Source organism: Pseudomonas sp. LAIL14HWK12:I10 (assembly GCF_900184205.1).
GTDB classification, from domain to species: Bacteria; Pseudomonadota; Gammaproteobacteria; order Pseudomonadales; family Pseudomonadaceae; genus Aquipseudomonas; species Aquipseudomonas kermanshahensis.
Genome location: NZ_FXWU01000013.1, coordinates 82,133 through 108,685, shown reverse-complemented (window position 1 = coordinate 108,685; position 26,553 = coordinate 82,133). Strand labels below are relative to the sequence as shown.

Genomic DNA, 26,553 nt, shown 5'->3' with positions numbered 1-26,553 from the left:
TGCTGCGAAGAGGCCAGTGGTGGCACTTTACCTGTACCGGCCTCTTCGCAGCGCAAGGCTGCTCCTACAGGGGCTGTGGGCGATCCGGAAGGGTTAGATCGGGTTCGGGCAATCGATGAACAGATGCTCGACGGCGAAGCGCCGGGCCAGGTAGTCGCCCAGGGCCTGCACGCCATAGCGCTCGGTGGCATGGTGCCCGGCGGCGATGAAGCTGACGCCGTTTTCGCGAGCACTGTGGAAGGTCTGTTCCGACGCCTCGCCACTGATGAACAGGTCCACCCCTGCGGCAATCGCGGTATCGATATACCCCTGCCCGCCCCCGGTGCACCAGCCCACGCGGCGGATCATCTGCTCGCCTTCAACCAGCAACGGCTCACGCCCCATCACCTCTTGCACCCGCCGGGCAAAATCCCGTGCAGTCATCGGCTCGGCCAGCGAACCGACCAAGCCAACCACTTTCGGGTTTTCTGGGTCCAGCGGCCCCTCGACGGTGATATCCAACTGGCGCGCCAGCTGCACGTTGTTGCCCACCTCCGGGTGTACATCCAGCGGCAGGTGGAACGCCAGCAGGCTGATGTCGTGCTTGAGCAGGGTTTTCAAACGACGCTGCTTGATCCCCGTGATGCACGGGTTCTCGCCCTTCCAGAAGTAGCCATGGTGCACCAGCACCAGGTCGGCCTCGGCCTCGACCGCAGCATCCAGCAACGCTTGGCTGGCCGTGACACCGCTGACAATGCGGCTGACCTGCGGGCGGCCCTCGACCTGCAGCCCGTTGGGGCAATAATCCTGGATCTTCGCACTGCCCAGGTAGCGCTCGGCTTCCTCGACCAAGGTGTTCAGAGCGACGGCCATGAAAATCTCCTCGAAATCTGCGTTTTTGCCGGGTTCAACACCCGTATACTGGCCGCCATTATGAGCCGTCGCCGGCCTTGGGGAAACCGGCGTCAGCCGCCTGGGTGCAGGCCAGACAAGCCTTCGCCGATCAGCGGTTTCAGGTGTATGATCGCGCGCGCTCGCGCCCCGTGGCGCTGCTATCTGGCTCCCGCCCTACTCCCAGGATTCGTTCATGTTCAAGGCTCTGCGTTACTTTGGCTGGCCCCTGCTCACCGGTGTGTTGATCGCCATGCTGATCATCCAGCGCTTCCCGCAATGGGTCGGCCTGCCCAGCCAGGACGTCAACCTGCAGCAGGCCCCGCAAACCACCCGGATCATGCAGGGCCCGGTGTCGTATGCCGACGCCGTGACCCTGGCCGCACCGGCGGTGGTCAACCTGTACACCACCAAGGTGGTCAACAAGAGCGCCCATCCGCTGTTCGAAGACCCGCAGTTCCGCCGCTTCTTTGGCGACAACCTGCCCAAGCAGAAGCGCTGGGAGTCGAGCCTGGGCTCGGCGGTAATCATGAGCCCCGAGGGCTACCTGCTGACCAACAACCACGTCACCAGTGGCGCCGACCAGATCGTGGTAGCGCTCAAGGATGGCCGCGAAACCTTGGCGCGGGTGATCGGCAGCGACCCGGAAACCGACCTGGCGGTGCTGAAGATCGACTTGAAGAGCCTGCCGGCCATCACCATCGGCCGCTCCGACAACATCCACATTGGTGATGTCTCGTTGGCCATCGGCAACCCCTTTGGCGTCGGCCAGACCGTGACCATGGGCATCATCAGTGCCACCGGCCGTAACCAGCTGGGCCTGAACAACTACGAAGACTTCATCCAGACCGACGCGGCGATCAACCCGGGCAACTCCGGCGGTGCACTGGTCGATGCCAACGGCAACCTGATCGGCATCAACACGGCCATTTTCTCCAAGTCCGGCGGCTCTCAGGGCATTGGTTTCGCCATCCCGGTGAAGCTGGCGCTGGAGGTGATGAAGTCGATCGTCGAACATGGCCAGGTGATCCGTGGCTGGCTGGGCATCGAAGTGCAGCCGCTGAGCCAGGAACTGGCTGAGTCGTTCGGTATGCAGAATCGCCCAGGCATCGTCGTGGCGGGGATCTTCCGCGAAGGGCCGGCGCAAAAAGCCGGGCTGCAGCTGGGTGACGTGATCATGAGCATCAACGGCGAGCCGGCGGGTGACGGGCGCAAGTCGATGAACCAGGTGGCGCGGATCAAGCCCAACGAGAAGATCACCATCGAGGTGATGCGCAATGGGCAGCAGCTGAAGCTGGTCGCCGAGGTGGGGCTGCGGCCGCCGCCTGCTCCGGCGACGACGCAGGAAGAGAAGTAACACTGGGGCTGCTTTGCAGCCCATTCGCAGCACAAGGCTGCTCCTACAGGGGGATCGCATTGCCCTGTAGGAGCAGCCTTGCGCTGCGAATGGGCCGCAAAGCGGCCCCAACAGCATCAATGCAAAATCTGGTTCAAGAACAACTTGGTCCGATCACTGCGCGGCCGGTCGAAGAAATCATCCGGCGCCGCCTGCTCCACAATCTCCCCCTTGTCCATGAAGATCACCCGGTTCGCCACGGTGCGGGCAAAGCCCATCTCGTGGGTGACACAGAGCATAGTCATGCCGTCCTCGGCCAGGCCCACCATGGTATCGAGCACTTCCTTGACCATCTCTGGGTCGAGCGCCGACGTCGGCTCGTCGAACAGCATGATCTTCGGTTTCATGCACAGCGCCCGGGCAATCGCCACGCGCTGCTGTTGGCCGCCCGACAACTGCCCCGGGTACTTGTGCGCCTGCTCAGGGATACGCACCCGCTCCAGATAATGCATGGCGATTTCCTCGGCCTTGCGCCGCGGCATCTTGCGCACCCACATCGGCGCCAGTGTGCAGTTTTCCAGAATGCTCAGGTGCGGGAACAGGTTGAAGTGCTGGAACACCATGCCCACCTCACGGCGGATCGCCTCGATCTGCTTGAGGTCGTTGGTCAGCTCGACGCCATCGACGACGATGCGCCCCTGCTGGTGCTCTTCAAGCCGGTTAAGGCAGCGGATGGTGGTCGACTTGCCCGACCCGGATGGCCCGCACAGCACGATGCGTTCGCCCTGGCGCACATTCAGGTTGATGTCCTTGAGCACATGGAACTGGCCGTACCATTTGTTCACACCCTGCATCTGGATGATGCCTTCGGGGCCAGCAGGCTGCTTGATCGCTTCACTCATTTCGAAACTCCTAACGCTTGTGGCCAGTGTCCAGCTTGCGCTCCAGGTGCATGGAGTAGCGGGACATACCGAAACAGAAAATCCAGAAAACCAGCGCAGCGAACACGTAGCCCTCGGTGGCCATGCCCAGCCAGGCCGGGTCGGCCGCCGCTTGCTTGACGCTGTTGAGCAGGTCGAACAGGCCGATGATGATGACCAGGCTGGTGTCCTTGAACAGGGCAATGAAGGTGTTGACGATGCCGGGGATCACCAGCTTCAGCGCCTGGGGCAGGATCACCAGGCCCATCGCACGCCAGTAGCCCAGGCCCATGGCCGCAGCCGCTTCGTATTGCCCCTTGGGGATGGCCTGCAGGCCACCGCGCACCACCTCGGCGATGTACGCCGACTGGAACAGGATCACGCCGATCATCGCCCGCAGCAGCTTGTCGAAGCTCATGCCTTCGGGCAGGAACAGCGGCAGCATCACCGAGGACATGAACAGCACGGTGATCAACGGTACGCCGCGCCAGAACTCGATGAAGGTCACGCAGACCACCTTCACCGCCGGCATCCGCGAACGCCGCCCCAATGCCAGCAGGATGCCCAGCGGCAACGCACCGACGATACCCACGGTGGCGATCACCAGGGTCAGCATCAGCCCGCCCCACTGGCTAGTCGGCACGCTTTCCAGGCCCAGGTAGCCGCCATGCAGCAGGGTGTAGGCGAGAACCGGGTACAGCACCAGGAAGCCCAGGCCATACACGGCCTTGCGCGGGAAGCGCTTGATGAACAGCGGCGCGGCGCCGAGCACGGCCAGCCACACGGTCAGGTCCACGCGCCAGCGCAGTTCCGTCGGGTAGTAGCCGTACATGAACTGGCCAAAGCGCTGCTGCACGAACACCCAGCAGGCGCCCTCCTTGGTGCAGTCTGCGCGGGTGGTGCCGACCCAGTTGGCATCGATCAGCGCCCATTGCAGCAAAGGCGGTACGATCAGCCACACCAAATAAAGGGCGAACAGGGTTAGCAGGGTATTGAGCCAGCTGGAGAACAGGTTGGCACGCATCCATGCGAGCACGCCGACGGTCTTCACCGGTGGCGGCATGTCAGGTTTGAAAACGTGAGCATTCACGGGCGTATCCTCACCGCTCGATCAGCGCAATGCGCTTGTTGTACCAGTTCATCAGCAGCGAAATGCTGATGCTGATGGCGAGATAGACACTCATGGTGATGGCAATCACCTCGATGGCCTGGCCGGTCTGGTTGAGCACTGTACCGGCGAACAGCGAGACCATCTCTGGGTAGCCGATACCGGCCGCCAGCGACGAGTTCTTCGCCAGGTTCAGGTACTGGCTGGTCAGCGGCGGAATGATCACCCGCAGTGCCTGGGGGATGATCACCTTGCGCAGGGTCGGGCCCTCGCGCAGGCCCAGCGAACGCGCAGCTTCAGTTTGGCCATGGCTGACCGAACGGATGCCGGAACGCACGATTTCGGCAATGAACGCCGCTGTATAGATCGTCAGCGCCAGGGTCAATGCCAGCAGTTCCGGGATCAGCACCCAGCCACCGACGAAGTTGAAGCCCTTCAACTGCGGCACTTCCCAGTGCACGGGGCTGCCGAACAGCAGCACGCAGAGGCCAGGGATGGCAATGAACAGCGCCAGCCCCACCCAAAACTTGTGAAACGGCTCACCGGTCTCGTTGAAGCGTTTGTTGGCAACACGCACCATCACCACAATGGCCGCGATCGCCAGCGCCAGGGCAATGACAAACGGCCAGAAGCCATCGGCCATCGAGGCGCCGGGCATGTTCAGGCCACGGTTGCTGATGAAGAACAGCTCGTTGATGTTGATGCTGCCCCGCGGCCCTGGCAGGGTCAGGAACACCGCGAAATACCAGAACAGAATCTGCAGCAAAGGCGGAATGTTGCGGAAGGTCTCCACATACACGGTCGCCAGTTTGTTGATCATCCAGTTCGGTGACAGCCGTGCCACCCCGATGATGAACCCCAAAACGGTCGCCAGGATGACGCCGATGAACGTCACCAGCAGCGTGTTGAGCAGGCCGATGACGAACACCCGCGCGTAGCTGTCGGATTCCACATAAGGAATCAGGTGCTGGGCGATGCCGAAGCCGGCACTGCGGTCGAGGAAGTCGAAGCCCGAGGTGATGCCCCGGTGTTGCAGGTTGGTTTGCGTGTTGTGGAACAGGTACCAGCCCAGGCCCACCACGAAGACGATCGTGAGAACCTGGAACAACCACGCGCGCGCACGCGGATCGTTCAGGGATAGCCCCTTTTGTGCGCCGATTCGATTTTGCATGAAGTGCCCCGGACAGTAGGGATTCGAACAGCCTGCGGCGGCGGGATGCCGCCGCAGGGTGCAGCCATCAGCGCACAGGTGGCGCGTACTGGATGCCGCCGTTGTTCCACAGGGCGTTCATGCCACGGTCGATCTTCAAGTCAGTGCTCTGGCCCAGGTTCTTCTCGAACACTTCGCCATAGTTGCCCACTTGCTTGACGATCTGGACTACCCAGTCTTTGGGCAGCTTGAGGTCTTTGCCGTACTCGCCGTCAGCGCCAAGCAGGCGGGCGTTGTCCGGGTTCTTGGTGGATTTGGCCTCAGCCTCGACGTTCTTCGACGTGATGCCGGCCTCTTCGGCGTTGAGCATGGCGAACAGGGTCCACTTGACGATGCTGAACCATTCTTCGTCGCCCTTGCGCACCACCGGGCCCAGGGGTTCCTTGGAGATGGTTTCCGGCAGCACCACGTAGTCGGTCGGCGCGGCCAGCTTGGAACGCTGGGCGAACAGCTGCGACTTGTCCGAGGTCAGCACGTCGCAACGGCCGGACTCCAGCGACTTGGCGCTTTCGTCGGAGGTGTCGAAGGTGATCGGGGTGTACTTCAGGTTATTGGCGCGGAAGTAGTCGGAAACGTTCAGCTCGGTGGTGGTACCGGCCTGGATGCAGATGGTCGCGCCATCGAGCTCTTTGGCACTGGAAACCCCCAGCTTCTTGTTGACCAGGAAGCCGACGCCGTCATAGTAGGTGACACCGGCGAACACCAGGCCCATGCCGGCATCGCGCGAGCTGGTCCAGGTGGTGTTGCGCGACAGCACGTCGACTTCGCCAGACTGCAGCGCAGTGAAGCGTTCCTTGGCGTTGAGCTGGCTGAACTTGACCTTGGTCGCATCGCCGAACACGGCGGCAGCGACGGCGCGGCAGACATCGGCGTCGATACCGACGATCTTGCCTTGCGCATCAGGTACCGAGAAGCCTGGCAGACCGTCGCTCACGCCACACTGGACGAAGCCCTTCTTCTTTACCGCATCAAGCGTGGCGCCGGCCTGGGCGGTTGTCACAGCGCCCAGCGCAGCGGCAGCGGTCAGGACTGCCAGGGTGGTTTTCAACATCTTCATTCACAACCTCCAAATCGCTCTTGTTGTACCGAGCCGGAATTGCACCGCACCCTTTTGAGGCGTATCCGACCCGTGTTGGCTTGTTATTGGGTCAATGGCGCAATGGGCTGTTCTATGACAGCCTTCACGTGCAAAGGGTGTTACCGTCACGGCCTGACCCTTGCATCGGATGATTCATAGCAAAGGGCGTACCACAGTTGACGGCTAAAGCGTTTAAGCGCTCGTCAAGTAGGGAAAGTTGTATCGTTGCGACATTCTTTTTCCGACAATCATTTGCAGCGCCTTCTTTTTACGCACACGAAAACAAGACACGCACACTTTCGGAGCAGTCATGACCAACCCGCTGATTCTCGAACCGCAGAAAACCGCCGACGCCTGTGTGATCTGGTTGCACGGCCTGGGCGCCGACCGTTACGACTTCCTACCGGTTGCCGAATTCATGCAGGAACGACTGCTCAGTACCCGGTTCATCATGCCCCAGGCCCCTACCCGCCCAGTCACCATCAATGGCGGCTATGCCATGCCCAGCTGGTATGACATCAAGGCCATGACCCCGGCGCGCGCCATCGATGAGGCGCAACTGGAGGAATCGGCCGAACAGGTGATCGCCCTGATCAAGGCCGAACAGGCCAAGGGCATCAATCTGTCGCGGATTTTCCTGGCCGGTTTCTCCCAAGGTGGCGCTGTGGTGCTGCACACTGCCTATATAAAGTGGCAAGAAGCCTTGGGCGGGGTGATCGCGCTGTCCACCTACGCGCCCACCTTCAACGATGCCCACGAGCTCAGCGCCTGCCAGCAACGCACCCCGGCCCTGTGCCTGCATGGCGTGCACGACCCGGTGGTTATCCCTTCGATGGGGCGCACGGCCTTCGAATACCTGAATACTTGGGGTGTTGCCGCCCAATGGCACGAATACCCGATGGAGCATGAAGTGGCCATCAACGAACTGAGCGACATCCACGGCTGGTTGAGCCAGCAATTGCAATAAGCCAGGCTCGCCCGTCGTTGTAGGTGTATTCCGCTACGCCGTGTCCAGTTCTTGCTTTACACTGCCCGGCGTACATTCCTTAACCAGTTGATGAGACGATCGTGCTCAAGGCACTCAAAAAAATATTCGGCAAAGGAGACGCCGCGCCTCAGGCCGTCGATCCCGCTGCCAGCGTGAAAACGCCCGCGCCTGCTCCCGCTGCTGTGGCTCAGCCCCAGTCTCAGCCAGCGCCTCAGCCGGCCCCAACACTCGCCGACGCCAGCCCTGAGGCCCAAGCGCCTGCCGCCACCGACAAACCGGCCAAGGACAAACCGCGCCGCGAACGCAAGCCAAAGCCGCAGGCCAGCCTGTGGAAGCTGGAAGATTTCGTGGTAGAGCCGCAGGAAGGTAAAACCCGCTTCCACGACTTCAAGCTGTCCAGTGAAGTGATGCACGCGATCCACGACCTGGGCTTCCCCTACTGCACGCCGATCCAGGCGCAGGTATTGGGTTACACCCTGCGCGGCCAGGATGCGATCGGCCGGGCCCAGACCGGCACCGGCAAGACCGCCGCGTTCCTGATCTCGATCATTTCCCAGCTGCAGCAGACGCCGCCGCCCAAAGAACGCTTCATGGGCGAACCGCGCGCGCTGATCATCGCGCCAACCCGCGAACTGGTGGTGCAGATCGCCAAGGACGCCGCCGCCCTGACCAAGTACACCGGCCTGAACGTCATGAGCTTTGTCGGTGGCATGGACTTCGACAAGCAGCTCAAGGCCCTGGAAGCGCGTCATTGCGACATTCTGGTCGCCACGCCGGGCCGCCTGCTGGACTTCAACCAGCGCGGTGAAGTGCACCTGGACATGGTCGAAGTGATGGTGCTGGACGAAGCCGACCGCATGCTCGACATGGGCTTTATCCCACAGGTACGTCAGATCATTCGCCAGACCCCGCCGAAAAGCGAACGCCAGACGCTGCTGTTCTCCGCCACCTTCACCGAAGACGTGATGAACCTGGCCAAGCAGTGGACCACCAACCCGGCCATCGTCGAGATCGAGCCAGAAAACGTCGCCAGCGAGACGGTCGAGCAGCACGTCTACGCGGTGGCCGGCAGCGACAAGTACAAGCTGCTGTACAACCTGGTGACCCAGAACAAGTGGGAACGGGTGATGGTGTTCGCCAACCGCAAGGATGAAGTGCGGCGTATCGAAGAGAAGCTGGTGCGCGACGGTATCAACGCCGCCCAACTGTCGGGTGACGTGCCGCAGCACAAGCGCATTCGTACGCTGGAGAGCTTCCGTGAAGGCCGGATTACCGTGCTGGTGGCCACCGACGTGGCGGGCCGCGGTATCCACATCGATGGCATCAGCCACGTGATCAACTTCACCCTGCCCGAAGATGCCGATGACTATGTTCACCGCATCGGCCGTACCGGCCGCGCGGGGACCAGTGGCGTGTCGATCAGCTTTGCCGGCGAGGACGATTCCTACCAACTGCCGGCGATCGAAGAGCTGCTGGGGCGCAAGATCAAATGCGAGATGCCGCCGGATGAGCTGCTCAAGCCGGTGCCGCGCAAGCATCATTGAGGCACGCAGAGCCCAGTAATTCGCGATCTCTGTAGGAGCAGCCTTGCGCTGCGAAGAGGCCGGTGACAACACAGTCATCGTTGGTGTTAGCACTGGCCCTTTCGCAGCACAAGGCTGCTCCTACAGAGGCCGTGCTGCTTCCGAAGTACACCGATCGGCTTACCAGCGCCCCGCCGCATCCTGGTCACTCTGCTTCCCTTCCACCCAGCGCGGCCCGTCCTGGGTGTTTTCCTTCTTCCAGAACGGCGCCCGGGTCTTCAGGTAATCCATGATGAAGTTGCAGGCATCGAACGCCGCCTGCCGATGGGCACTGGCCACACCGACGAAAACGATCGGCTCGCCAGGCTCCAACGCGCCAATCCGGTGCAACACCTCGACCTTGAGCAAGGGCCAGCGCTGCTCGGCCTCGACCACGATCTTGGCCAACGCCTTCTCGGTCATCCCCGGGTAGTGCTCAAGGAACATCCCGGCCACCTCGCGGCCATCATTGAAATCACGCACGTAGCCGACAAACCCGACCACCGCGCCCACGCCGACATTCGCGGCATGCATGGCATTGACCTCGACACCCGGGTCAAACGCCCCGTGCTGCACTCGCACCGTCATGCTCAGCCTCCGGTCACCGGCGGGAAGAACGCCACTTCGTCGTCCTCTTGCAGCGGCTCGTCGAGCCGGCACAGCTCTTCGTTGCGCGCGCACATAAGGTTCTGCTCCGCCAGCAATTCATATTGCCCGCCCTTGGCCACCAGCGCCTTGCGCACATCGTCGATCACCGCGAAGTCACCTTCCACGCGTTCGGCATCGAGCCCGAGCAATTCCCGGTAACGGGCGAAATACATCACCTTGACCTTCATCACGCGTCCACCTTGTAGTGGCCGCTCTTGCCGCCGAGTTTTTCCAGCAAGCGCACCTGCTCGATCACCATGCCCTTGTCCACGGCCTTGCACATGTCGTAGATCGTCAGCGCGGCAACGCTGGCAGCGGTCAGTGCCTCCATCTCGACGCCGGTCTGGCCGGCCAGCTTGCAGCGGGCGACGATGCGCACTGCGTCCTGCCCTTCGGCGCTGAGCTCGACCTTGACGCTGGTCAGCATCAGCGGATGGCACAGCGGGATCAGGTCGCTGGTTTTTTTCGCCGCCTGGATACCGGCAATGCGCGCCACGGCGAACACATCGCCCTTGGGGTGCTCACCGTCGACGATCATCTGCAAGGTCTGCGGCAACATGCGCACCCGCGCCTCGGCAATCGCCTCGCGCTCGGTCACGGCCTTTTCAGTGACGTCGACCATGTTGGCCCGCCCCTGGGAATCAAGATGTGTCAGCACTGCTCTGCTCCTGTGAAGGGAACACAGAGTGTAAACCTGTGGGTCAGGTTTGAGCAGTGGCATGTACTGTCGGTGCTTGCCCCGCGAAGAGGCCGGGCGGCGTACCGCCCGGCTGGGTGGGTTACAGATGCGACTCGGCGTACTCGGCCAGTACCGACCGTGGCACACCCTGCAGGGTGATGTGCACGCCATGGGGGAAGTCCTTGAAGCGCTCGGTCAGGTAGGTCAGGCCCGAGCTGGTCGCGGACAGGTAAGGGGTATCGATCTGCGCCAGGTTGCCCAGGCAGACCACCTTGGAACCGGAGCCGGCACGGGTGATGATGGTTTTCATCTGGTGCGGCGTGAGGTTCTGGCACTCATCGATCAGGATCAGGCTCTGCTGGAAGCTGCGACCGCGAATGTAGTTCAGCGACTTGAACTGCAGCGGCACCCGCTCAAGGATGTACTCGACGCTGCCGTGAGTGCTCTCGTCATCCATGTGCAAGGCTTCGAGGTTGTCGGTGATGGCACCCAGCCAGGGCTCCATCTTCTCCGCTTCGGTGCCCGGCAGGAAGCCGATCTCCTGGTCCAGCCCCTGCACGCTGCGGGTAGCGATGATGCGCCGGTAACGCTTGCTGACCATGGTCTGCTCGATGGCCGCGGCCAGGGCCAGGATGGTCTTGCCCGAGCCGGCGGCGCCGGTCAGGTTGACCAGGTGGATATCCGGGTCGAGCAAGGCGAACAGGGCCAGGCTCTGATGGATGTCTCGCGGTTTCAGGCCCCAGGCTTCCTGGTGCAACAGGGGTTCCTGATGCAGGTCGAGCAGCAGCAGTTCATCATCGCGGATGCCCTTGATCCAGCCGACGAAGCCTTGTTCATCGATGATGAACTCGTTGATATGCACTGCCGGCAGGTTGTCGATCATTTGCACACGGTGCCAGGTGCGGCCCCGTTCCTGGCGGGTGTCGACCTTGCTGACCCGGTCCCAGAACGAGCCGGTGACCGAATGGTAGCCCTTGGACAACAGCGACACGTCATCGACCAACTGGTCGGTGCTGTAGTCCTCGGCCGCGATACCGCAAGCACGCGCCTTCAGGCGCATGTTGATGTCTTTGGTGACCAGCACCACGTCAAGGTCGGTGCGCCGGGCCCGTACTTCGAGCAACTGGTTGATGATGATGTTGTCGTTGAGGTTTTCCGGCAGCAGCTTGTTCGGCTCGTTGCGCGGGGTCATCAGGATGGACAGGAAGCCCTTGGGCCCACTCTTGTTGCGCTGGATCGGCACGCCCTGCTCGACATCGCTGGGCGAGGCGTTACCTAAGGTCTGGTCGATCAGGCGAATGGCCTGGCGGCATTCGGCGGCGATGCTTTGTTTACCGGTCTTGAGCTTGTCGAGTTCCTCCAGCACCGTCATCGGAATGGCGACGTGGTGCTCCTCGAAGTTGAGCAATGCGTTGGGGTCGTGAATCAGGACGTTGGTATCGAGCACATACAGGATTGGCTTGCTGGAGGAAGGGTTGCGTCCTTGGTCATCCATACTCGGTCACCTTATGTCGAAGCCACACGGCGCGGTCTGCTGCGCCGCAGAGTGACTGCCGGTCTTCCCGTATCCGCGTTGCTACGGGCGGGAAGCGAACCTGACACGGTGGATGACGCCACCTGTGCTGCAGGGCTCGGCTGTCTGGTTTCTTCATACCGCATAAACGATGACTAAAAAAAGCATTTTTACGCGCAGGTGAAGTTTATTTTTCCGATTGACGAACAGGGGTTGGCGAGGGGGCGAGTGAGGTCTACAGTCAGATATTAGTCCCCCTGCTCACGATGCCCATAAGCGTGGCAGCCCTCCCAGCCAATGCCGCTCTGCGCGGTGCTGCGCAACAACCATTCCACCGCCGGCTGTGCCTTGGGCAGGCTGTCATGGAATTGGATCACCCCCTTGCGCCACAGCAGCATCAAGGTCAGCACCCGCTGCGCCGAGGCCTCTGCGCTTAACGGGCCCTCATCCTGGGCATCGATATCCCACAACGACACCTGCAACTGCTGGCTGGCCATGAACGCTTCGCCATCGGCTCGACGCTGGCCATAAGGCGGGCGGAACAGCGGCACGTACTGCGCCGGCAGGTCAGCCTGCACCCGCGCCTGGCTGCGCCACAACGAATCCTGCCAGCCCTGCCACTGGGCATGAGAGCGGTACTCCCAGCCCTGAATACCCACGCATTGCCCGCGATAGAGCTGTCGCAGGGCCTCCACGGTAACAGCGTCACGGCGTTGCTGCAGGCGATTGCCAAGCACGAAGAACGTGCCTTCAAGCTTTTGCCGACGCAGGTAATGGGTGAGGGTATCGGTATAGCCGCCGTCGGGCCCTGGGCCCCCCACGAAGGTCAGCAGGAACATGCGATCGTTGAGCTCATCGCCATTGCGTTCCCGGTTGGAAAGGCGCTCGACCTCGCTGCTGGTGTTCGGCAACAGGGCTGCCTTGCGCAGTTGCTCATCCAGGTAGCGGACATGGAACTGATGGCTCGGCTCGATCCAGCCGGTATAAAACGTGCCGACATCTGCAGCGAAAGTCGCTGCCTGCGTACGCAATTCCGCCATCGACGTGACCGGGTAGCAGAACGAAGCATCCTGTTCGCAGCTGCGCTGGGCCTGTTGATAACCCTGCCACAAACGCTGCCACAGGCGTGCCCGCACCAAGCGGACCTTTTGCAGGTTGATCTGCCGCAACCCTAACCGGGCCGCCAGTGCGCCATCGTCCAGCAGTTCGCTCTCGTGCAGCACCTGGGCGAACGAGAGGATCTCGGCCCGCGAGGCCACGTCGAACAGCGCCGGGCTATCCAACTGCTCGGGCCACAGGCTGCGATCCAGGCTTGCCTGGGGTGATGGGGCGGCCTGCACGGCCAGGCTCAACAGCGTGGCCAGCAAGGCCGATGCAATGCGCACGGTGGGAAGCTCCGCAACAGCAAAACGCGCACTATAGCGCCTGGCTTGGCGATGGTCTGTGACTATCGTCGGCATAGTTTGGACTTGCCAGGCCCAGCCCGTAGAATCCCCGGCAACGATTCCAGGAGCCGACCCGATGCTGACGGTGATTTCCCCCGCCAAGACCCTCGACTACGACACCCCGCCGGTGACCGAGCGTTTCACCCTGCCCCAGTACCTGGACGACTCCCAGGCACTGATCGTGCAACTGCGCGAGCTGTCGCCCGCCCAGATCAGTGAACTGATGCACCTGTCCGACAAACTCGCCGGCCTCAACGCCGCCCGTTTCGGCAGCTGGACCCCAGACTTCACCCCGGCCAACGCCAAGCAAGCGTTGCTGGCGTTCAAAGGTGACGTGTACACCGGTCTGGACGCCGAGAGCCTTGGCGAAGACGACTTCAGCTATGCCCAGGACCACCTGCGCATGCTCTCTGGCCTGTACGGCCTGCTGCGCCCGCTCGACCTGATGCAGCCGTACCGCCTGGAAATGGGCACCAAGCTGGCCAATGCCCGCGGCAAGGACCTGTATGCCTTCTGGGGCACGCGCATCAGCGAATGGCTGAACCAGGCCCTGGCCGACCAAGGTGATGACGTGCTGCTGAACCTGGCCAGCAATGAGTACTTCAGCGCGGTAAAACGCAGCGCCCTGAAGGCCCGCGTGATCAACGTCGACTTCAAGGACTTCAAGAACGGCCAGTACAAGATCATCAGCTTCTACGCCAAGAAAGCCCGCGGGATGATGAGCCGCTTCGTGATCGAGCAGCGCATCAGCGACCCAGAGCAGTTGAAGCAGTTCGACGTGCAGGGGTACTACTACAGTGCCGAGCAGTCGAAGGCGGATCATCTGGTGTTTTTGCGGGATCAGCCGGACGTCTAGAGACACAGTTGATGCAAGGAGCAGAACCCCTAGCTGCTCCTTTTGTCACAATCTCGGACATTTCTGTCAATACGCTCACTCTGTTCCATTACCACGAAACCTACGCACACTCCCCCCAACCTCTAATAACTACGTACCGCTGTAGCTATTCGCTGAAGCTCTGCAGCACCGATATTCCAGCCTCTCTTATCTAGCAGCTTCTTATGCAGTGCTTCTTCAGTGTGACCCGCGTATCGGGCCTTCGCCTTTTTATATCTATAGTGTTTTTCTTGCTCTTGATAGTAGTCCAGCTCTCCCTGAGCCTTATCACGCTTATCTTCTGTTTTCGTTAACCTTCTGTGGTTTTCCGTAGTCGACTCTTTGTCGAAACGCTCCAATCGCTTGGCATACCTTTCATTTTCATCCTCCAGCCTCCGCTTTACCATTTTCAGATGACTACGTATACTCGCCAGCTTCTTCCTGTAAAGCAAAAATGCGACCCAATCTCTCATGCGTCCGCTAGGGTCACTATAATTAACAGGGTCGCCTGTACAGTAACCATAGGCATTCAGCCCGCCCGCGCCAAAAGGGCTTATTCGGTCAGGGGAAAGAAATCGCATTAACCGTGAATCGTATTTCCGATAGCCCTGGCCTAACCAATAGCGATCGGTGCTCTGCTCCAGCTGCTCGCCATTGAACCCCAGGGCTAGGTGCGTTAGGGGCTGCGGGGCGTACCCATACACTGAATAGGCACAATGTTCCCCGTCGCTTCTCTGCATGTGTTGAATTACAGACCCTGCCCTATCAACCGCCAGCAAACCTACGAAACTATCGCTGGAGCGACACTCTGCTAACGGCTGTTTCGCGACGCGGACAATTGTACAATCCTGTGTAGCCTTTTTTACGCTAGCCAACTTATTTCCTTGATAGAAATACCGTGCCGTGCGTTTATCACACTCCATCGTTAACTCCTTCTTTTACCGTGCACACCCCCGAATTGCCTGCCAGTGTTTATAAGTTTTACCCGTGAAACTACTAACAGATCTGATAGCTTGTAAGAGCCTTTAGCAAACGGCCTCAAGCATTTGGCGCTTTAGCGAGCAAGTATCGCGATGGCGTAAAAGACAGGATTACTCTGTACGGAGAAATAACTTACAGCGCTCAGCGAAACCTGACTGTAATCACTGTATTATTTTGATACGGGGGTACATATCTGAAATTGGGGCAGAGGCAGCCAGTTGCCCGACATGACATCTGCGGCTTCAAGACCGAGCGCCGCCCCGCGGCGCTTCGCAGCACAAGGCTGCTCCTACAGTTGTTTCGGGCCAATTAACCTTGTGGGAGGCGGTCGCGCGCCGCCTTCACAGGCGTGACTGGCCCGAAACAAACGCAGGAGCGAGCGTTGCTCGCGATGCGCCGCGCGGGCGGCGCTCGATCTCGAAACCCCAGAAAATCCCCCGCCAGGCACCAACCCCCACACAATCCATCACGGCAAATAGCCATCAACCGCCACCACGCCACAATTCCGACGCCAAAAAACCACCAGCCCACCCTTTATCGCCAAACGCCATAAGACCGTTCGTACCTTTTTTGACGTTTTTTGAAAAATATTTTTCGATACTGGCATTAAAACATCCCCCCTCAATCTCGCCCTTTATATACCGGGACGAAACGCCCCAGTGCTATCAGATTGAAACTATTTATCACTGAAGAATTATTTAGAAATCTTTCATCCGGGCAAAACCCAGCCAGGAACTTCTGTCATACCGGATCGCTCATAGTGCCGTAACGATTTTCCTGCCCCTGGGCTGTGAGAGATGACTTACAGATGACAACGGCAGGTATCCACTGCCCGCCACAGCAACTTCGACAGGTATAACGGGCACCCCCCAAGAGCCCTGTCCACGCAGGAGAGACGCGCCCTTACAAATCGTCCTAGTGGTTGATTTCAAAGGATTTATCCACTTGAAAAAACAAGCACAGCAGCGCGCCACGTAGCGCATTGCAATAAAGACGGCTGCACGCCAAGGCACGTTTTTTAATAATGGCTTTTTACTGCCAAGTTTGAGCGCACAACTTTTCGCGCTCCGGAATAATTTTGCCTGCGCTCGGCGAAGTGTGCATTCGCCATGGACCCGTGCGCCCAAAAACTGTTGTTAATCAACCTGGCCCGGCTCTTTCCGAAGGAGCCGGCGTGATAAACACACATGAGGTGATAGCGATGCGTATCAGCATCTTTGGTTTGGGTTATGTAGGGGCGGTCTGTGCAGGCTGCCTGACGGCGCGAGGCCATGAAGTGATTGGTGTGGACGTGTCCAGCACCAAGATCGACCTGATCAACCAGGGCAAGTCGCCCATCGTCGAACCTGGCCTGGAAGCACTGCTGCAACAGGGCATCGCCAATGGCCGCCTGCGCGGCACCACCGACTTCGCCGAGGCCATCCGCGCCAGCGATGTGTCGATGATCTGCGTCGGTACGCCCAGCAAGAAGAACGGCGACCTGGGCCTTGAGTACATCGAGTCGGTGTGCCGCGAAATCGGCTACGTGCTGCGTGACACCACCCGCCGCCACACCATCGTGGTCCGCAGCACCGTGCTGCCGGGCACCGTGAAGAACGTGGTGATCCCGATCCTCGAAGACTGCTCGGGCAAAAAGGCCGGGGTCGACTTCGGTGTTGCGGTCAACCCTGAGTTCCTGCGCGAAAGCACCGCGATCAAGGACTACGACCAGCCACCGATGACGGTCATCGGTGAACTGGACAGCGCCAGCGGCGACGTGCTGCAAAGCCTGTACGAAGAACTCGACGCACCGATCATCCGCAAGCCGATCGAAGTGGCCGAGATGATCAAGTACACCTGCAACGTGTGGCACGCCACCAAGGTCACCTTCGCCAACGAAATCGGCAACATCGCCAAGGCAGTGGGTGTCGATGGTCGCGACGTAATGGACGTGGTCTGCCAGGACAAGGTACTGAACCTGTCGCAGTACTACATGCGCCCAGGCTTCGCCTTCGGCGGCTCGTGCCTGCCGAAGGACGTGCGCGCCCTCACCTACCGCGCCGCCAGCCTCGACGTGCGAGCGCCACTGCTCGATTCGCTGATGGCCAGCAACGAGTCGCAGGTGCAGAACGCCTTCGAGCTGATCGAAGCCCACGACAAGCGCAAGGTCGCCTTGCTCGGCCTGAGCTTCAAGGCCGGTACCGACGACCTGCGTGAAAGCCCGCTGGTGGAACTGGCCGAACGCCTGATCGGCAAGGGCTACCAGCTGGGCATCTACGACGAGAACGTCCAGTACGCCCGTGTTCACGGCGCCAACAAGGACTACATCGAATCGAAGATCCCGCACGTTTCCTCGCTGCTCAACGCCGACTTCCAGCAGGTCATCGACAACGCCGACATCATCGTCCTGGGCAACCGTGACGAGCAGTTCCGCGCCCTTGCCCAGCAAGCGCCGGAAGGCAAACAGGTGATCGACCTGGTGGGCTTCATGAGCAAAGCCACCTGCGGCACCAGCCGTACCGAAGGCATCTGCTGGTAACACCCTTGGCCGGGCAGCGCAGGTGCTCCTCAGGGAACACGCGCTGCCCTTCCTTCCCTGATTTCGCGACGGATGCTGAACATGCAAAGGCTCCAGACAGTGCTGTTGCAGTGCGCCGGGTGGCTGCTCTACATGAGCCTGCTCATGTTGATCGCCCTGGCCCTGCCGGCCGATATCTTCGACTCGCAGTCGAAGCACTTCATCTTCCTGGTCGGCGCAGTCGGCATCTGGCGCTACTCGATGGGCGCCACCCATTTCATCCGCGGCATGATCTTCCTGTACGCCGTCTACCCGTACCTGCGCCGCAAGGTGCAGAAGCTGGGCAAGGCTGCAGACCCGTCCCACGTGTACCTGATGGTCACCAGCTTTCGTATCGATGCGCTGACCACCGCGCAGGTGTACAGCTCGGTGATCCGCGAAGCTATCAACTGCGGCTTCCCCACCACGGTGGTCTGCTCGCTGGTGGAGATGTCGGACGAGCTGCTGGTGAAAAGCCTGTGGGCCAAATACAACCCGCCGGCACACGTCAAGCTGGACATCGTGCGCATCGCCGGCACCGGCAAGCGTGACGGCCTGGCCTATGGTTTTCGCGCCATCTCGCGGATGCTGCCAGACGAAAACGCCGTGGTGGCCGTGATCGACGGCGACACCGTGCTGGCCGATGGCGTGGTCTGCAAGACCGTGCCGTGGTTCAAGCTCTACCCCAATGTCGGTGGCCTGACCACCAACGAATTCTGCGAAGTGCGCGGCGGCTACATCATGAGCGAGTGGCACAAGCTGCGCTTCGCCCAGCGCCACATCAACATGTGTTCGATGGCCCTGTCCAAGCGCGTGCTGACCATGACCGGGCGCATGTCGATGTTCCGCGCCAGTGTGGTGACCAACCCCGAGTTCATCGCCGACGTCGAAAGCGACTCGCTGATGCACTGGCGCCTGGGCCGCTTCAAGTTCCTCACCGGTGACGACAAGTCCAGCTGGTTCAGCCTGATGCGCTTGGGCTACGACACCTTCTACGTGCCGGATGCCGCCATCAACACCGTCGAGCACCCGCCCGAAAAAAGCTTCCTCAAGGCCAGCCGCAAACTGATGTACCGCTGGTACGGCAACAACCTGCGGCAGAACTCCCGCGCGTTGGGCCTGGGCCTGCGGCGCCTTGGGCTGTTCACCAGCATCGTCCTGTTCGACCAGCGCGTGTCGATGTGGACCAGCCTGCTGGGCCTGACCGTGGCGGTGATCGCCAGCCTCAAGTTTGGCCTGGGTTTCCTGCTGGTGTACCTGCTGTGGATCGGCATCACTCGCCTGATCCTGACCGTGATGCTGCTGTGCTCCGGGCACAAGGTCGGGCCGGCCTATCCGCTGATCCTTTATTACAACCAGATCGTCGGCGCGATGATGAAGATCTACGTGTTCTTCCGCCTCGACAAGCAGTCCTGGACCCGCCAGCCCACTGCCCTCAAACGTGACCTCGCCAGCTTTCAACAATGGTTCAACACCTGGTCCTCGCGGACCATGACCTTCTCGGCGGCCAGCATCTTCGTTGCTGTGCTGTTCATGGTCGTGTGAGCCCAACCGGATCGGATCTAACAGGAACAAACCACCATGAATACCGCCGTGAACGTCAACGTCGTGCATGAGTCCGAAGCCCAGCGCCAACACGCCCGGGTGCGCATTCCAGCCAAGCTGCGCTTCCTGGATAACCAGCGCCAAACCCACGAAGTGAAGGTCGATGACCTGTCCGCCGGTGGCCTGAGCTTCCACACCAAACAGCAACTGTCGGTGGGCGATGTGCTGCGCGGGCGGCTGCAGTTCGTGGTCGACAACCTGGGCCTGTCGATCGACATCGAGTTCCAGGTGCGCTCCTTCAACCCCAGCAATGGCCGTACCGGCGCGCAGTTCCAGAACCTGGAGCCGCGCGACATCGCCACCCTGCGGCACATCATCACCAGCCACCTGTCGGGTGAGCTGATCAGCATCGGTGATGTGCTCAGCACGCTGCAGCGCGACAACTTCACCAAGGCGCGCAAGCAGAAGGATGGCGGTGCCGGCCTGACCGCCTTCGGCCGCCTCAAGGCGGTCAGCGTGACCCTCGGCGTGTTCGTGATCGGCGTGGCCGCCTTCGGTTTCGTTGCCAAGTCGCTGTACGGCATGTACTTCGTCAGCCACGCCGAAGCTGGCGTGGTCGCAGTGCCCACCACCAGCGTCACCATGCCCCGCGACGGCACCGTGAACAGCTTGGTTGAAAGCGGCGGCCAAGTGGTCAAGGGCGCGCCCCTGGCGAGTTTCAGCACCAGCATGCTGGACATGCTCAAAGGCCACCTGGACGACTCGCAACTGGAGCCGGCCAAGGTTGAGGAACTGTTCGGCAAGCAGCTTTCCGGCACCCTCACCAGCCCCTGCGATTGCGTGGTCGCCCGCCAACTGGTGGATGACGGCCAGTACGCCGCCAAGGGCCAACCGATCTTCCAGCTGATCCCACGCACCACCAACCCGATGGTCGAAGCGCGCTTCAGCTACCGCCAGTTCGACGAGGTCACGCCCGGCACCCGGGTCAACTTCCAGGTGGCCGGCGAAGACGAAGTGCGCACCGGCCAGATCGTCAGCAGCGCCAGCCTCAACAGCGAAGACCTGGCCTCCGACATCCGTGTGCAGATCAAGCCTGACAGCGGCCTGCCAGCAGAACTTGCCGGGCGCCCTGCTTCGGTCAGCAGCGACCGCGGGCCGTCGTTCAACTGGCTGATCGACAAAGCCGTGGCCCGTGGGCTGTAAGAGGACAAGCCGATGATTAGCACACAACCCGATACCTGTGGGAGCCGGCTTGCCGGCGATCGAGTGCGCAGCACTCGCCCAGCAGATGTGTCGCCCGCGCAGGCCTCTCGCCGGCAAGCCGGCTCCCACAGGGTCCGTGTGAACCTTGGGATGTGCGCCCTAGCCGCCGCCATCACGCTGGCCGGCTGTGCCGGCCTGCCTGACCAGCGCCTGGCCAACGAAGCCCTCAAGCGCGGCGACACCGCCTTGGCCGAGCGCAACTACAAGGCCCTGGCCGACCTCGGCTACAGCGATGCGCAAGTCGGCCTGGCCGACATCAAGGTCGCCACCCGCGACCCGGCGCAGATCAAGCAAGCCGAAGCCACCTACCGCGCCGCATCCTCCACTTCGCCACGGGCCCAGGCTCGGCTAGGCCGCCTGCTGGTGGCCAAGCCCGACAGCACCCAGGCTGAACGTGAAGAGGCCGAAACGCTGCTCAAACGCGCCGCCCAGCAAGGCGAAAGCAATACCTTGATCCCGCTGGCGATGCTCTACCTGCAATACCCGCAGAGCTTCCCCAACGTCAACGCGCAGCAACAGATCGACCAGTGGCGCGCCGCCGGCAACCCGGAAGCGGGCCTGGCCCAGGTGCTGCTGTATCGCACCCAAGGCACCTACGACCAGCACCTGGGCGAGGTCGAGAGCATCTGCAAAGCCGCGCTCAATACCACCGACATCTGCTACGTCGAACTGGCCACCGTGTACCAGAAGCGCGGCCAGCCCGACCAGCAAGCCGCCCTGCTCGGCCAGCTCAAGGCGGCCTATGCCCGCGGCGCCGTACCGGCCACCCGGGTCGACAGCGTCGCCCGTGTGCTGGCTGACCGCAGCCTCGGCCAGACCGACGAAAAAACCGCCAAGGACCTGCTCGAACAGGTGGCGCCGGCCAACCCGGCGTCGTGGGTCAGCCTTGCGCAACTGGTCTACGACTTCCCCGAGCTGGGCGACACCGACCAGCTACTGGCCTACATCGACAAAGGCCGCGCCGCCGAACAGCCACGCGCCGAACTGCTGCTGGGCCGCCTCTACTACGAAGGCAAGACGCTGCCCGCCGATGCGGTAAAAGCCGAACAGCACCTGCAGGCCGCCGCCGACGCTGGCGAGGTCAGCGCCCATTACTACCTGGGCCAGCTGTACCGCCGCGGTTACCTAGGCAATGTCGAGCCACAGAAGGCCGTCGACCACCTGCTCGCTGCCGCCCGTGGCGGCCAGAACAGCGCCGACTATGCCTTGGCCCAGCTGTTCAGCGAAGGCCATGGCATCCGCCCGCAACCTGGCAACGCCTGGGTGTTCGCGCAACTGTCGCAGGCCAACCCGACGCCACAGTCGGCCGAACTGCTGCAGCAACTCGATCAGCAACTCACGCCAGACCAGCGCAGCCAGGCGCAAACCCTGCTGACGCAGGAAAAACAGGCGCGCGGCAGCATGGCCCAAGGCGCCAACAGCACCCTGGCCCTCGAAGCCCTGCAAGACGACGAACAAGAAGTAGACGGTGAGGACTCGCTATGACGCTCAATCCCTTCGTGAAAGCCGGCATCGGCCTGAGCTTCGCCCTGCTGTGGTCCTGCCCGACCCTGGCCGACATGACCGCGCAGAAAAACTTCGGCCTGGACGTGAAAATCACCGGCCAGTCGGAAGACGATCGCGACCTCGGCACCCGGCCCGGCGGTGACGTCAACGGCCTCGGCCTCGACCTGCGCCCCTGGGTGTACGGCGAGCGCGGCAACTGGAGCGCCTACGCCATGGGCCAGGCCGTCGCGGCCACCGACACCATCGAAACCGACACCCTGCGCCAGAACGACGACGGCACCACCACCGACACCGGTGACGACAGCCGCAAGCCGGACAAAAGCTACCTGGCCATGCGCGAGTTCTGGGTCGGCTACAGCGGCCTCACCCAGTACCCTGGCGAGCAACTGCGCTTAGGCCGCCAGCGCCTGCGCAGCGACGACGGCATGTGGCGCGACACCAACATCGAAGCCCTCAACTGGACCTTCGACACCACCCTGCTCAAGGCCGACCTGGGCGTGGCTCAGCGCTTCAGCGAGTACCGCACCGACCTCACCGAACTGGCCCCGGAAGACAAAGACCGCACGCACCTCTACGGTAACGTCGCCACGCAATGGACCCCCGGCCACTGGGTCGGCCTGCGTGCCCACCACACCCATGACAGCGGCAGCCTGAAAAGCCCCGGCGAGACGATCGACGCGCTCGACAAGACCCGCACCGGCGACCTCACCTGGCTGGGCCTGGAAGCCAACAGTGACGCCTACAACTGGCGCAACGACCACACCGTCAACTACTGGGGCAGCCTGACCTGGCTGACCGGTGACCGCGACAAGCTCAGCAGCCAACAGGTGGGCGACGATCAAGTGGCCACCGGCAAGCAGAGCGGCGACGTCAACGCCTGGGCCACCGACCTCGGCATCCGCCTGCGCCTTGACCCCAACTGGCAAGTCGGTGCGGCCTACGCCCGTGGCAGCGGCGGCGGTGGCGATGACGGCTCGAACAACTTCGAGCAGACCGGCCTTGAGAGCAACCGCTCCAACTTCACCGGTACCCGCTCGCGTGTGCACCGCTTCGGCGAGGCCTTCCGTGGCGAGTTGGGCAACCTGCAGGCGGCCACCCTGTTTGCCTCGTGGCAACTGCGCGACGACTACGACGCCAGCCTGATCTACCACAAGTTCTGGCGCGTCGATGGCGAGCAGAACATTGGCTCCAGCGGCATCAACGCTGCGGTCAACGACAACGGCGTGAACCGCCCGCTGATCAATGGCGAAAAAGACCTCGGCCAGGAGATGGACGTGGTCGTCACCAAGTACTTCAAGCAGGGCCTGTTGCCCGCTTCGATGAGCCAGGCAATCGACGAACCGTCCGCGCTGGTGCGCCTGCGCGCCGGTGTGTTCAAGCCAGGTGACGCCTATGGCAAGGAAGCGGACTCGTACATGCACCGTGCCTTTGTCGACGTGATCTGGCGCTTCTGAGGCCGGTAGAGGATTTCTTGTCATGCCCCTTCACCCGCACCTACGTCACAGCCTCCTGGCCAGCGCCTTGCTGCTGGCCTCAGGCCTTGCCGTCGCCGCAGAACCCACGGTGATCGCCAAGGAACTGCAGCAGGCCAAGACCTACACCGTGTCCAGCGCGCCCACCGAGCCGCTGCACATGGACCCACCGAAACTGCCCGACCTCAGCGGCTTCACTGCCGAGGCCGTGCAGAACAAGATCGACCGCCGCCACAAAGGCAAAGTCAGCGTGCGCCGCATGCTGCAGGAAGAGTCGCTGAAGGAGTTCATCGGTGGCGACAACAAGGCCGCCGAATGGGTGCAACGCCAGCACGGCATCCCCCAGGCGATCTTCGTCGATGACGGCCATGTCGACTTGGTCGAGCTGAGCAAAAAGGTACCCAAGCAGTACCTCAGCGAAGTCGAGCCGGGGGTGTACCTGGCGCGCCTGCCAATCGTGGTCGGGCAGAAGGGCATCCTCGAAATCAACGGCAAGGTCAAGCAACTGCGCCTGTCCCAGGAGGGCGGCGCGTTTCTGGTCAACGACGGCAAGCTGTTCGTCAGCGACACCCAGGTCACCGGCTGGCGCGAGAAGGACAACGGCCCGGCGACCTTCCGCTCGCCCAAGGAATTCCGCCCGTTCCTGCTGTCGTGGGGCGGCACCGAGACCTACATCGTCAACACCAAGATGGCCAGCTTCGGCTACGCCAAGTCCAAGTCGTACGGTGTGAGCATCTCGCAGTACACGCCGAACATGGCCAAGCGCATGGGCCGCCCGGAGCCGACCGGCTGGATCATCGGCTCGGAGTTCAGCGACATGTGGTACGGCTTCTACTGCTACGAGACGCAGGACTTCGTGGTCAAGGACAACACCTACCGCGACAACATCGTCTACGGCATTGACCCGCACGACCGTTCGCACCGACTGATCATCGCCGGCAACACGGTGTACGGCACCAAGAAAAAGCACGGGATCATCGTCTCGCGTGAGGTCAACGACAGCTGGATCATCAACAACAAGAGCTACGACAACAAGCTCTCGGGCGTGGTGATCGACCGTAACAGCGTGAACAACCTGATCGCCTACAACGAGATCTACCGCAACCACACCGACGGCATCACCTTGTACGAAAGCGGCGACAACCTGATCTGGGGCAACAAGCTGATCAACAACCGCCGCCACGGCATCCGCGTGCGCAATAGCGTGAACATCCGCCTGTACGAAAACGTCGCCATGGCCAATGGCCTGGTGGGTGTCTACGGGCACATCAAAGACTTGTCCGACACCGACCGCGACATCGCCCTCGACCCGTTCGACACCAAAGTCTCGCTGATCGTGGTGGGCGGTGAGCTGGCGGCCAACGGCTCCGGGCCGCTGTCGATCGACTCGCCGCTGTCGGTCGAGTTGTACAAGGTGTCGATGCTCGCGCCGCGCAAGGCCAACGGCATCAGCCTCAACGGCATCCTCGGCGAGCGCCAGGACGAAATCCTCGACCTGCTGGTGCGCCAGCAAAAGGCTGTGCTGATCGACCCGGTCGAACGCCAGACCGAAATGATCGATTAAGGAAGCCCAGACCATGACTCCACACCTGATGAAACTGCTGGGCCTGTCCGCCGCCCTTCTGGCGATCAGCCAGGGCGTGCGCGCCGACGAGGTGAAAGCTCCGACGTTCAGCGCCGAACCCTGCTGCCAACTGTGCCCCGAGGCGCACGACGCCAGCCGCTACACCACCCGCTACCAGCAGAACTTCACCACGCTGGTACAGGCCCAGGGCGACTGGCTATTCCGTACCCGCGAGGACCTGCGCACCGAGTTCAACACCACCCCCGCCGGCTACAAGCGCCTGCAGCAGGTGCACGACGCGTTCAAGAAGCGCGGCGTGGAACTGGTCGTGGTCTACCAGCCGACCCGTGGCCTGGTGAACCGCAACATGCTCAAGCCGGAAGAAAAAGCCGCCTTCGACTACCAGAAGGCCCTGGGCAACTACCAGGCCATGCTCCAGCGCTTCAGCAAGATGGGCTACAACGTGCCCGACCTGTCGCCGCTGACCAACGAGCAACTGGCCGCCGCCGACCAGGGCAAAGACTTCTACTTCCGCGGTGACCAGCACTGGACGCCGTATGGCGCCGAGCGCGCCGCCAAGATCGTGGCCGACACCGTGCACCACATGCCGGCCTTCGAAGGCATCCCACGCAAGGAATTCGAAACCAAGAAGTCCGGGCGCATGGGCAAGACCGGCACCCTGCACAACGTCGCCGGCCAGCTCTGCGGCACCAGTTACGCCGTGCAGTACATGGACCAGTTCGCCACCGAGCCAAAAGGCGCGAGCGGCGGCGACGACCTGTTCGGCGATGGCGGCAACGCGCAGATCACCTTGGTCGGTACCAGCCACAGCGGCAAGAACTACAACTTCTCGGGCTTCCTCGAACAGTACATTGGCGCCGACGTGCTCAACGTCGCCTTCCCTGGCGGTGGCCTGGAAGGCTCGATGATCCAGTACCTGGGCAGCGAAGAGTTCCAGAAAAACCCGCCGAAGATCCTGATCTGGGAGTTCTCCCCGCTGTATCGCCTGGACCAGGAAACCATCTGGCGGCAGATCCTCGGCCTGCTCGACGATGGCTGTGACGCGCGCCCGGCGCTGATGAGCGCCAGCACCACGCTCAAGCCCGGCAAGAACGAGCTGATGGTCAACGGCAAGGGCGGTGTGATCAAAGACCTGATCAACCGCAACCTGCAGATGGACGTCAAGTTCGAAGACCCTTCGGTGAAGGTGCTGCAGGCCACCCTCTGGTACCTCAACGGCCGCCACGAGGACATCAAGCTGGAGAAACCGGAAACCTCCGACACCGACGGCCGCTTCGTCTTCCAGATGCGCGAAGACGAAGACTGGGCCAGCCAGAACCTGTTGGCCTTCGAGGTCCAGGGGCCGGAGAAAGGCACCCAGAAGGTCGAGGCCAAACTCTGCAAACGCAACAACTTCGCCGTGCCTGCGCAAACCGCGCAAGCCGGCCAGTGAGG

Annotated in this window: 22 protein-coding genes; 11 read left to right on the top strand and 11 right to left on the bottom strand. The window is 61.8% G+C overall.

Features of this window, described 5'->3' with window-relative positions:
• Positions 1-93: 93 nt before the first annotated feature.
• Positions 94-852, bottom strand: coding sequence for a Nif3-like dinuclear metal center hexameric protein (locus QOS90_RS23900; RefSeq protein WP_027595324.1), 759 nt, complete (start codon positions 850-852; stop codon positions 94-96).
• Positions 853-1,066: 214 nt separating this feature from the next.
• Between QOS90_RS23900 and algW the strand changes: the two genes are divergently transcribed.
• On the top strand, positions 1,067-2,227 hold the full coding sequence (gene algW, locus QOS90_RS23895) for a Do family serine endopeptidase AlgW (protein WP_027595323.1): 1,161 nt from the start codon (positions 1,067-1,069) through the stop codon (positions 2,225-2,227).
• A gap of 116 nt (positions 2,228-2,343) precedes the next feature.
• On the opposite strand, the gene QOS90_RS23890 is transcribed toward algW, so the two are convergent.
• The 4 genes from QOS90_RS23890 to QOS90_RS23875 all read right to left on the bottom strand — a co-directional run bounded on the left by QOS90_RS23890 (position 2,344) and on the right by QOS90_RS23875 (position 6,501).
• Positions 2,344-3,108: an amino acid ABC transporter ATP-binding protein gene (locus QOS90_RS23890; RefSeq protein ID WP_085273975.1), complete on the bottom strand. Its 765-nt coding sequence runs from the start codon at positions 3,106-3,108 to the stop codon at positions 2,344-2,346.
• Between the two features lie 10 nt (positions 3,109-3,118).
• Positions 3,119-4,216: an amino acid ABC transporter permease gene (locus QOS90_RS23885; protein WP_027595322.1), complete on the bottom strand. Its 1,098-nt coding sequence runs from the start codon at positions 4,214-4,216 to the stop codon at positions 3,119-3,121.
• 10 nt (positions 4,217-4,226) lie between these two features.
• Positions 4,227-5,405, bottom strand: coding sequence for an amino acid ABC transporter permease (locus QOS90_RS23880; RefSeq protein WP_085273974.1), 1,179 nt, complete (start codon positions 5,403-5,405; stop codon positions 4,227-4,229).
• Between the two features lie 67 nt (positions 5,406-5,472).
• Positions 5,473-6,501, bottom strand: a complete 1,029-nt coding sequence (locus tag QOS90_RS23875; RefSeq protein ID WP_027595320.1) for an amino acid ABC transporter substrate-binding protein — start codon at positions 6,499-6,501, stop codon at positions 5,473-5,475.
• A 331-nt stretch (positions 6,502-6,832) separates the two neighbouring features.
• Between QOS90_RS23875 and QOS90_RS23870 the strand changes: the two genes are divergently transcribed.
• Together QOS90_RS23870 and rhlB are read left to right on the top strand one after the other, a co-directional pair.
• Positions 6,833-7,489: an alpha/beta hydrolase gene (locus QOS90_RS23870; RefSeq protein WP_027595319.1), complete on the top strand. Its 657-nt coding sequence runs from the start codon at positions 6,833-6,835 to the stop codon at positions 7,487-7,489.
• A 101-nt stretch (positions 7,490-7,590) separates the two neighbouring features.
• Entirely contained in the window at positions 7,591-9,054 is a 1,464-nt protein-coding gene (gene rhlB, locus QOS90_RS23865; protein ID WP_027595318.1) for an ATP-dependent RNA helicase RhlB, read from the top strand.
• Positions 9,055-9,213: 159 nt separating this feature from the next.
• Here the strand turns inward: rhlB and moaE are convergent, their stop codons facing one another.
• The 5 genes from moaE to QOS90_RS23840 all read right to left on the bottom strand — a co-directional run bounded on the left by moaE (position 9,214) and on the right by QOS90_RS23840 (position 13,297).
• Positions 9,214-9,660, bottom strand: a complete 447-nt coding sequence (gene moaE / locus QOS90_RS23860) for a molybdopterin synthase catalytic subunit MoaE (protein ID WP_027595317.1) — start codon at positions 9,658-9,660, stop codon at positions 9,214-9,216.
• A 2-nt stretch (positions 9,661-9,662) separates the two neighbouring features.
• The gene (locus QOS90_RS23855; RefSeq protein WP_027595316.1) at positions 9,663-9,908 is read right to left on the bottom strand and encodes a MoaD/ThiS family protein; all 246 of its coding nucleotides are present in this window, start codon (positions 9,906-9,908) and stop codon (positions 9,663-9,665) included.
• On the bottom strand, positions 9,908-10,378 hold the full coding sequence (gene moaC / locus QOS90_RS23850) for a cyclic pyranopterin monophosphate synthase MoaC (RefSeq protein ID WP_027595315.1): 471 nt from the start codon (positions 10,376-10,378) through the stop codon (positions 9,908-9,910). The genes QOS90_RS23855 and moaC overlap by 1 nt, the downstream gene beginning before the upstream one ends.
• 121 nt (positions 10,379-10,499) lie before the next feature.
• Positions 10,500-11,894 carry a PhoH family protein gene (locus tag QOS90_RS23845; RefSeq protein ID WP_027595314.1) on the bottom strand — a complete coding sequence of 465 codons (1,395 nt, stop codon included), beginning with the start codon at positions 11,892-11,894 and terminating at the stop codon, positions 10,500-10,502.
• Positions 11,895-12,160: 266 nt separating this feature from the next.
• Positions 12,161-13,297, bottom strand: a complete 1,137-nt coding sequence (locus QOS90_RS23840) for a polysaccharide deacetylase family protein (protein WP_085273973.1) — start codon at positions 13,295-13,297, stop codon at positions 12,161-12,163.
• A gap of 136 nt (positions 13,298-13,433) precedes the next feature.
• Here QOS90_RS23840 and yaaA point away from each other — a divergent pair, with 136 nt between their 5' ends.
• A complete protein-coding gene (gene yaaA, locus QOS90_RS23835) occupies positions 13,434-14,213 on the top strand; it encodes a peroxide stress protein YaaA (protein ID WP_027595312.1) in 780 nt (259 codons plus the stop codon).
• 122 nt (positions 14,214-14,335) lie between these two features.
• On the opposite strand, the gene QOS90_RS23830 is transcribed toward yaaA, so the two are convergent.
• On the bottom strand, positions 14,336-15,154 hold the full coding sequence (locus QOS90_RS23830; RefSeq protein WP_050580770.1) for an RHS repeat-associated core domain-containing protein: 819 nt from the start codon (positions 15,152-15,154) through the stop codon (positions 14,336-14,338).
• 1,259 nt (positions 15,155-16,413) lie between these two features.
• Between QOS90_RS23830 and QOS90_RS23825 the strand changes: the two genes are divergently transcribed.
• From QOS90_RS23825 to QOS90_RS23795, 7 genes are all read left to right on the top strand, one after another.
• Positions 16,414-17,730: a nucleotide sugar dehydrogenase gene (locus QOS90_RS23825; protein ID WP_027595311.1), complete on the top strand. Its 1,317-nt coding sequence runs from the start codon at positions 16,414-16,416 to the stop codon at positions 17,728-17,730.
• An 81-nt stretch (positions 17,731-17,811) separates the two neighbouring features.
• Positions 17,812-19,293 (top strand): glycosyltransferase family 2 protein, encoded by a 1,482-nt coding sequence (locus QOS90_RS23820; protein WP_172960386.1) that lies wholly within the window; start codon positions 17,812-17,814, stop codon positions 19,291-19,293.
• A gap of 36 nt (positions 19,294-19,329) precedes the next feature.
• Positions 19,330-20,496 carry an alginate biosynthesis protein Alg44 gene (locus QOS90_RS23815; protein ID WP_027595309.1) on the top strand — a complete coding sequence of 389 codons (1,167 nt, stop codon included), beginning with the start codon at positions 19,330-19,332 and terminating at the stop codon, positions 20,494-20,496.
• A 150-nt stretch (positions 20,497-20,646) separates the two neighbouring features.
• Positions 20,647-22,041 (top strand): alginate biosynthesis TPR repeat lipoprotein AlgK, encoded by a 1,395-nt coding sequence (algK, locus tag QOS90_RS23810; RefSeq protein ID WP_085273972.1) that lies wholly within the window; start codon positions 20,647-20,649, stop codon positions 22,039-22,041.
• Complete coding sequence (locus QOS90_RS23805) at positions 22,038-23,516, top strand: alginate export family protein (RefSeq protein WP_085273971.1); 1,479 nt, start codon at positions 22,038-22,040, stop codon at positions 23,514-23,516. The genes algK and QOS90_RS23805 overlap by 4 nt, the downstream gene beginning before the upstream one ends.
• Positions 23,517-23,538: 22 nt before the next feature.
• A complete protein-coding gene (gene algG, locus QOS90_RS23800; protein WP_027595306.1) occupies positions 23,539-25,098 on the top strand; it encodes a mannuronan 5-epimerase AlgG in 1,560 nt (519 codons plus the stop codon).
• 13 nt (positions 25,099-25,111) lie between these two features.
• The gene (locus QOS90_RS23795; protein WP_085273970.1) at positions 25,112-26,551 is read left to right on the top strand and encodes an alginate O-acetyltransferase; all 1,440 of its coding nucleotides are present in this window, start codon (positions 25,112-25,114) and stop codon (positions 26,549-26,551) included.
• Positions 26,552-26,553: the final 2 nt, after the last annotated feature.

Bases quoted from the DNA above. Each gene is read 5' to 3' on its own strand.
- algW (WP_027595323.1), top strand. From the start codon at position 1,067: ATGTTCAAGGCTCTGCGTTACTTTGGCTGGCCCCTGCTCACCGGTGTG.
- QOS90_RS23855 (WP_027595316.1), bottom strand. From the start codon at position 9,908: ATGAAGGTCAAGGTGATGTATTTCGCCCGTTACCGGGAATTGCTCGGG.
- yaaA (WP_027595312.1), top strand. From the start codon at position 13,434: ATGCTGACGGTGATTTCCCCCGCCAAGACCCTCGACTACGACACCCCG.
- QOS90_RS23880 (WP_085273974.1), bottom strand. From the start codon at position 5,405: ATGCAAAATCGAATCGGCGCACAAAAGGGGCTATCCCTGAACGATCCG.
- QOS90_RS23830 (WP_050580770.1), bottom strand. From the start codon at position 15,154: ATGGAGTGTGATAAACGCACGGCACGGTATTTCTATCAAGGAAATAAG.
- QOS90_RS23820 (WP_172960386.1), top strand. From the start codon at position 17,812: ATGCAAAGGCTCCAGACAGTGCTGTTGCAGTGCGCCGGGTGGCTGCTC.
- algK (WP_085273972.1), top strand. From the start codon at position 20,647: ATGTGCGCCCTAGCCGCCGCCATCACGCTGGCCGGCTGTGCCGGCCTG.
- QOS90_RS23875 (WP_027595320.1), bottom strand. From the start codon at position 6,501: ATGAAGATGTTGAAAACCACCCTGGCAGTCCTGACCGCTGCCGCTGCG.
- QOS90_RS23805 (WP_085273971.1), top strand. From the start codon at position 22,038: ATGACGCTCAATCCCTTCGTGAAAGCCGGCATCGGCCTGAGCTTCGCC.
- QOS90_RS23870 (WP_027595319.1), top strand. From the start codon at position 6,833: ATGACCAACCCGCTGATTCTCGAACCGCAGAAAACCGCCGACGCCTGT.
- algG (WP_027595306.1), top strand. From the start codon at position 23,539: ATGCCCCTTCACCCGCACCTACGTCACAGCCTCCTGGCCAGCGCCTTG.
- QOS90_RS23825 (WP_027595311.1), top strand. From the start codon at position 16,414: ATGCGTATCAGCATCTTTGGTTTGGGTTATGTAGGGGCGGTCTGTGCA.
- QOS90_RS23890 (WP_085273975.1), bottom strand. From the start codon at position 3,108: ATGAGTGAAGCGATCAAGCAGCCTGCTGGCCCCGAAGGCATCATCCAG.
- QOS90_RS23795 (WP_085273970.1), top strand. From the start codon at position 25,112: ATGACTCCACACCTGATGAAACTGCTGGGCCTGTCCGCCGCCCTTCTG.
- moaE (WP_027595317.1), bottom strand. From the start codon at position 9,660: ATGACGGTGCGAGTGCAGCACGGGGCGTTTGACCCGGGTGTCGAGGTC.
- QOS90_RS23900 (WP_027595324.1), bottom strand. From the start codon at position 852: ATGGCCGTCGCTCTGAACACCTTGGTCGAGGAAGCCGAGCGCTACCTG.
- QOS90_RS23815 (WP_027595309.1), top strand. From the start codon at position 19,330: ATGAATACCGCCGTGAACGTCAACGTCGTGCATGAGTCCGAAGCCCAG.
- QOS90_RS23845 (WP_027595314.1), bottom strand. From the start codon at position 11,894: ATGGATGACCAAGGACGCAACCCTTCCTCCAGCAAGCCAATCCTGTAT.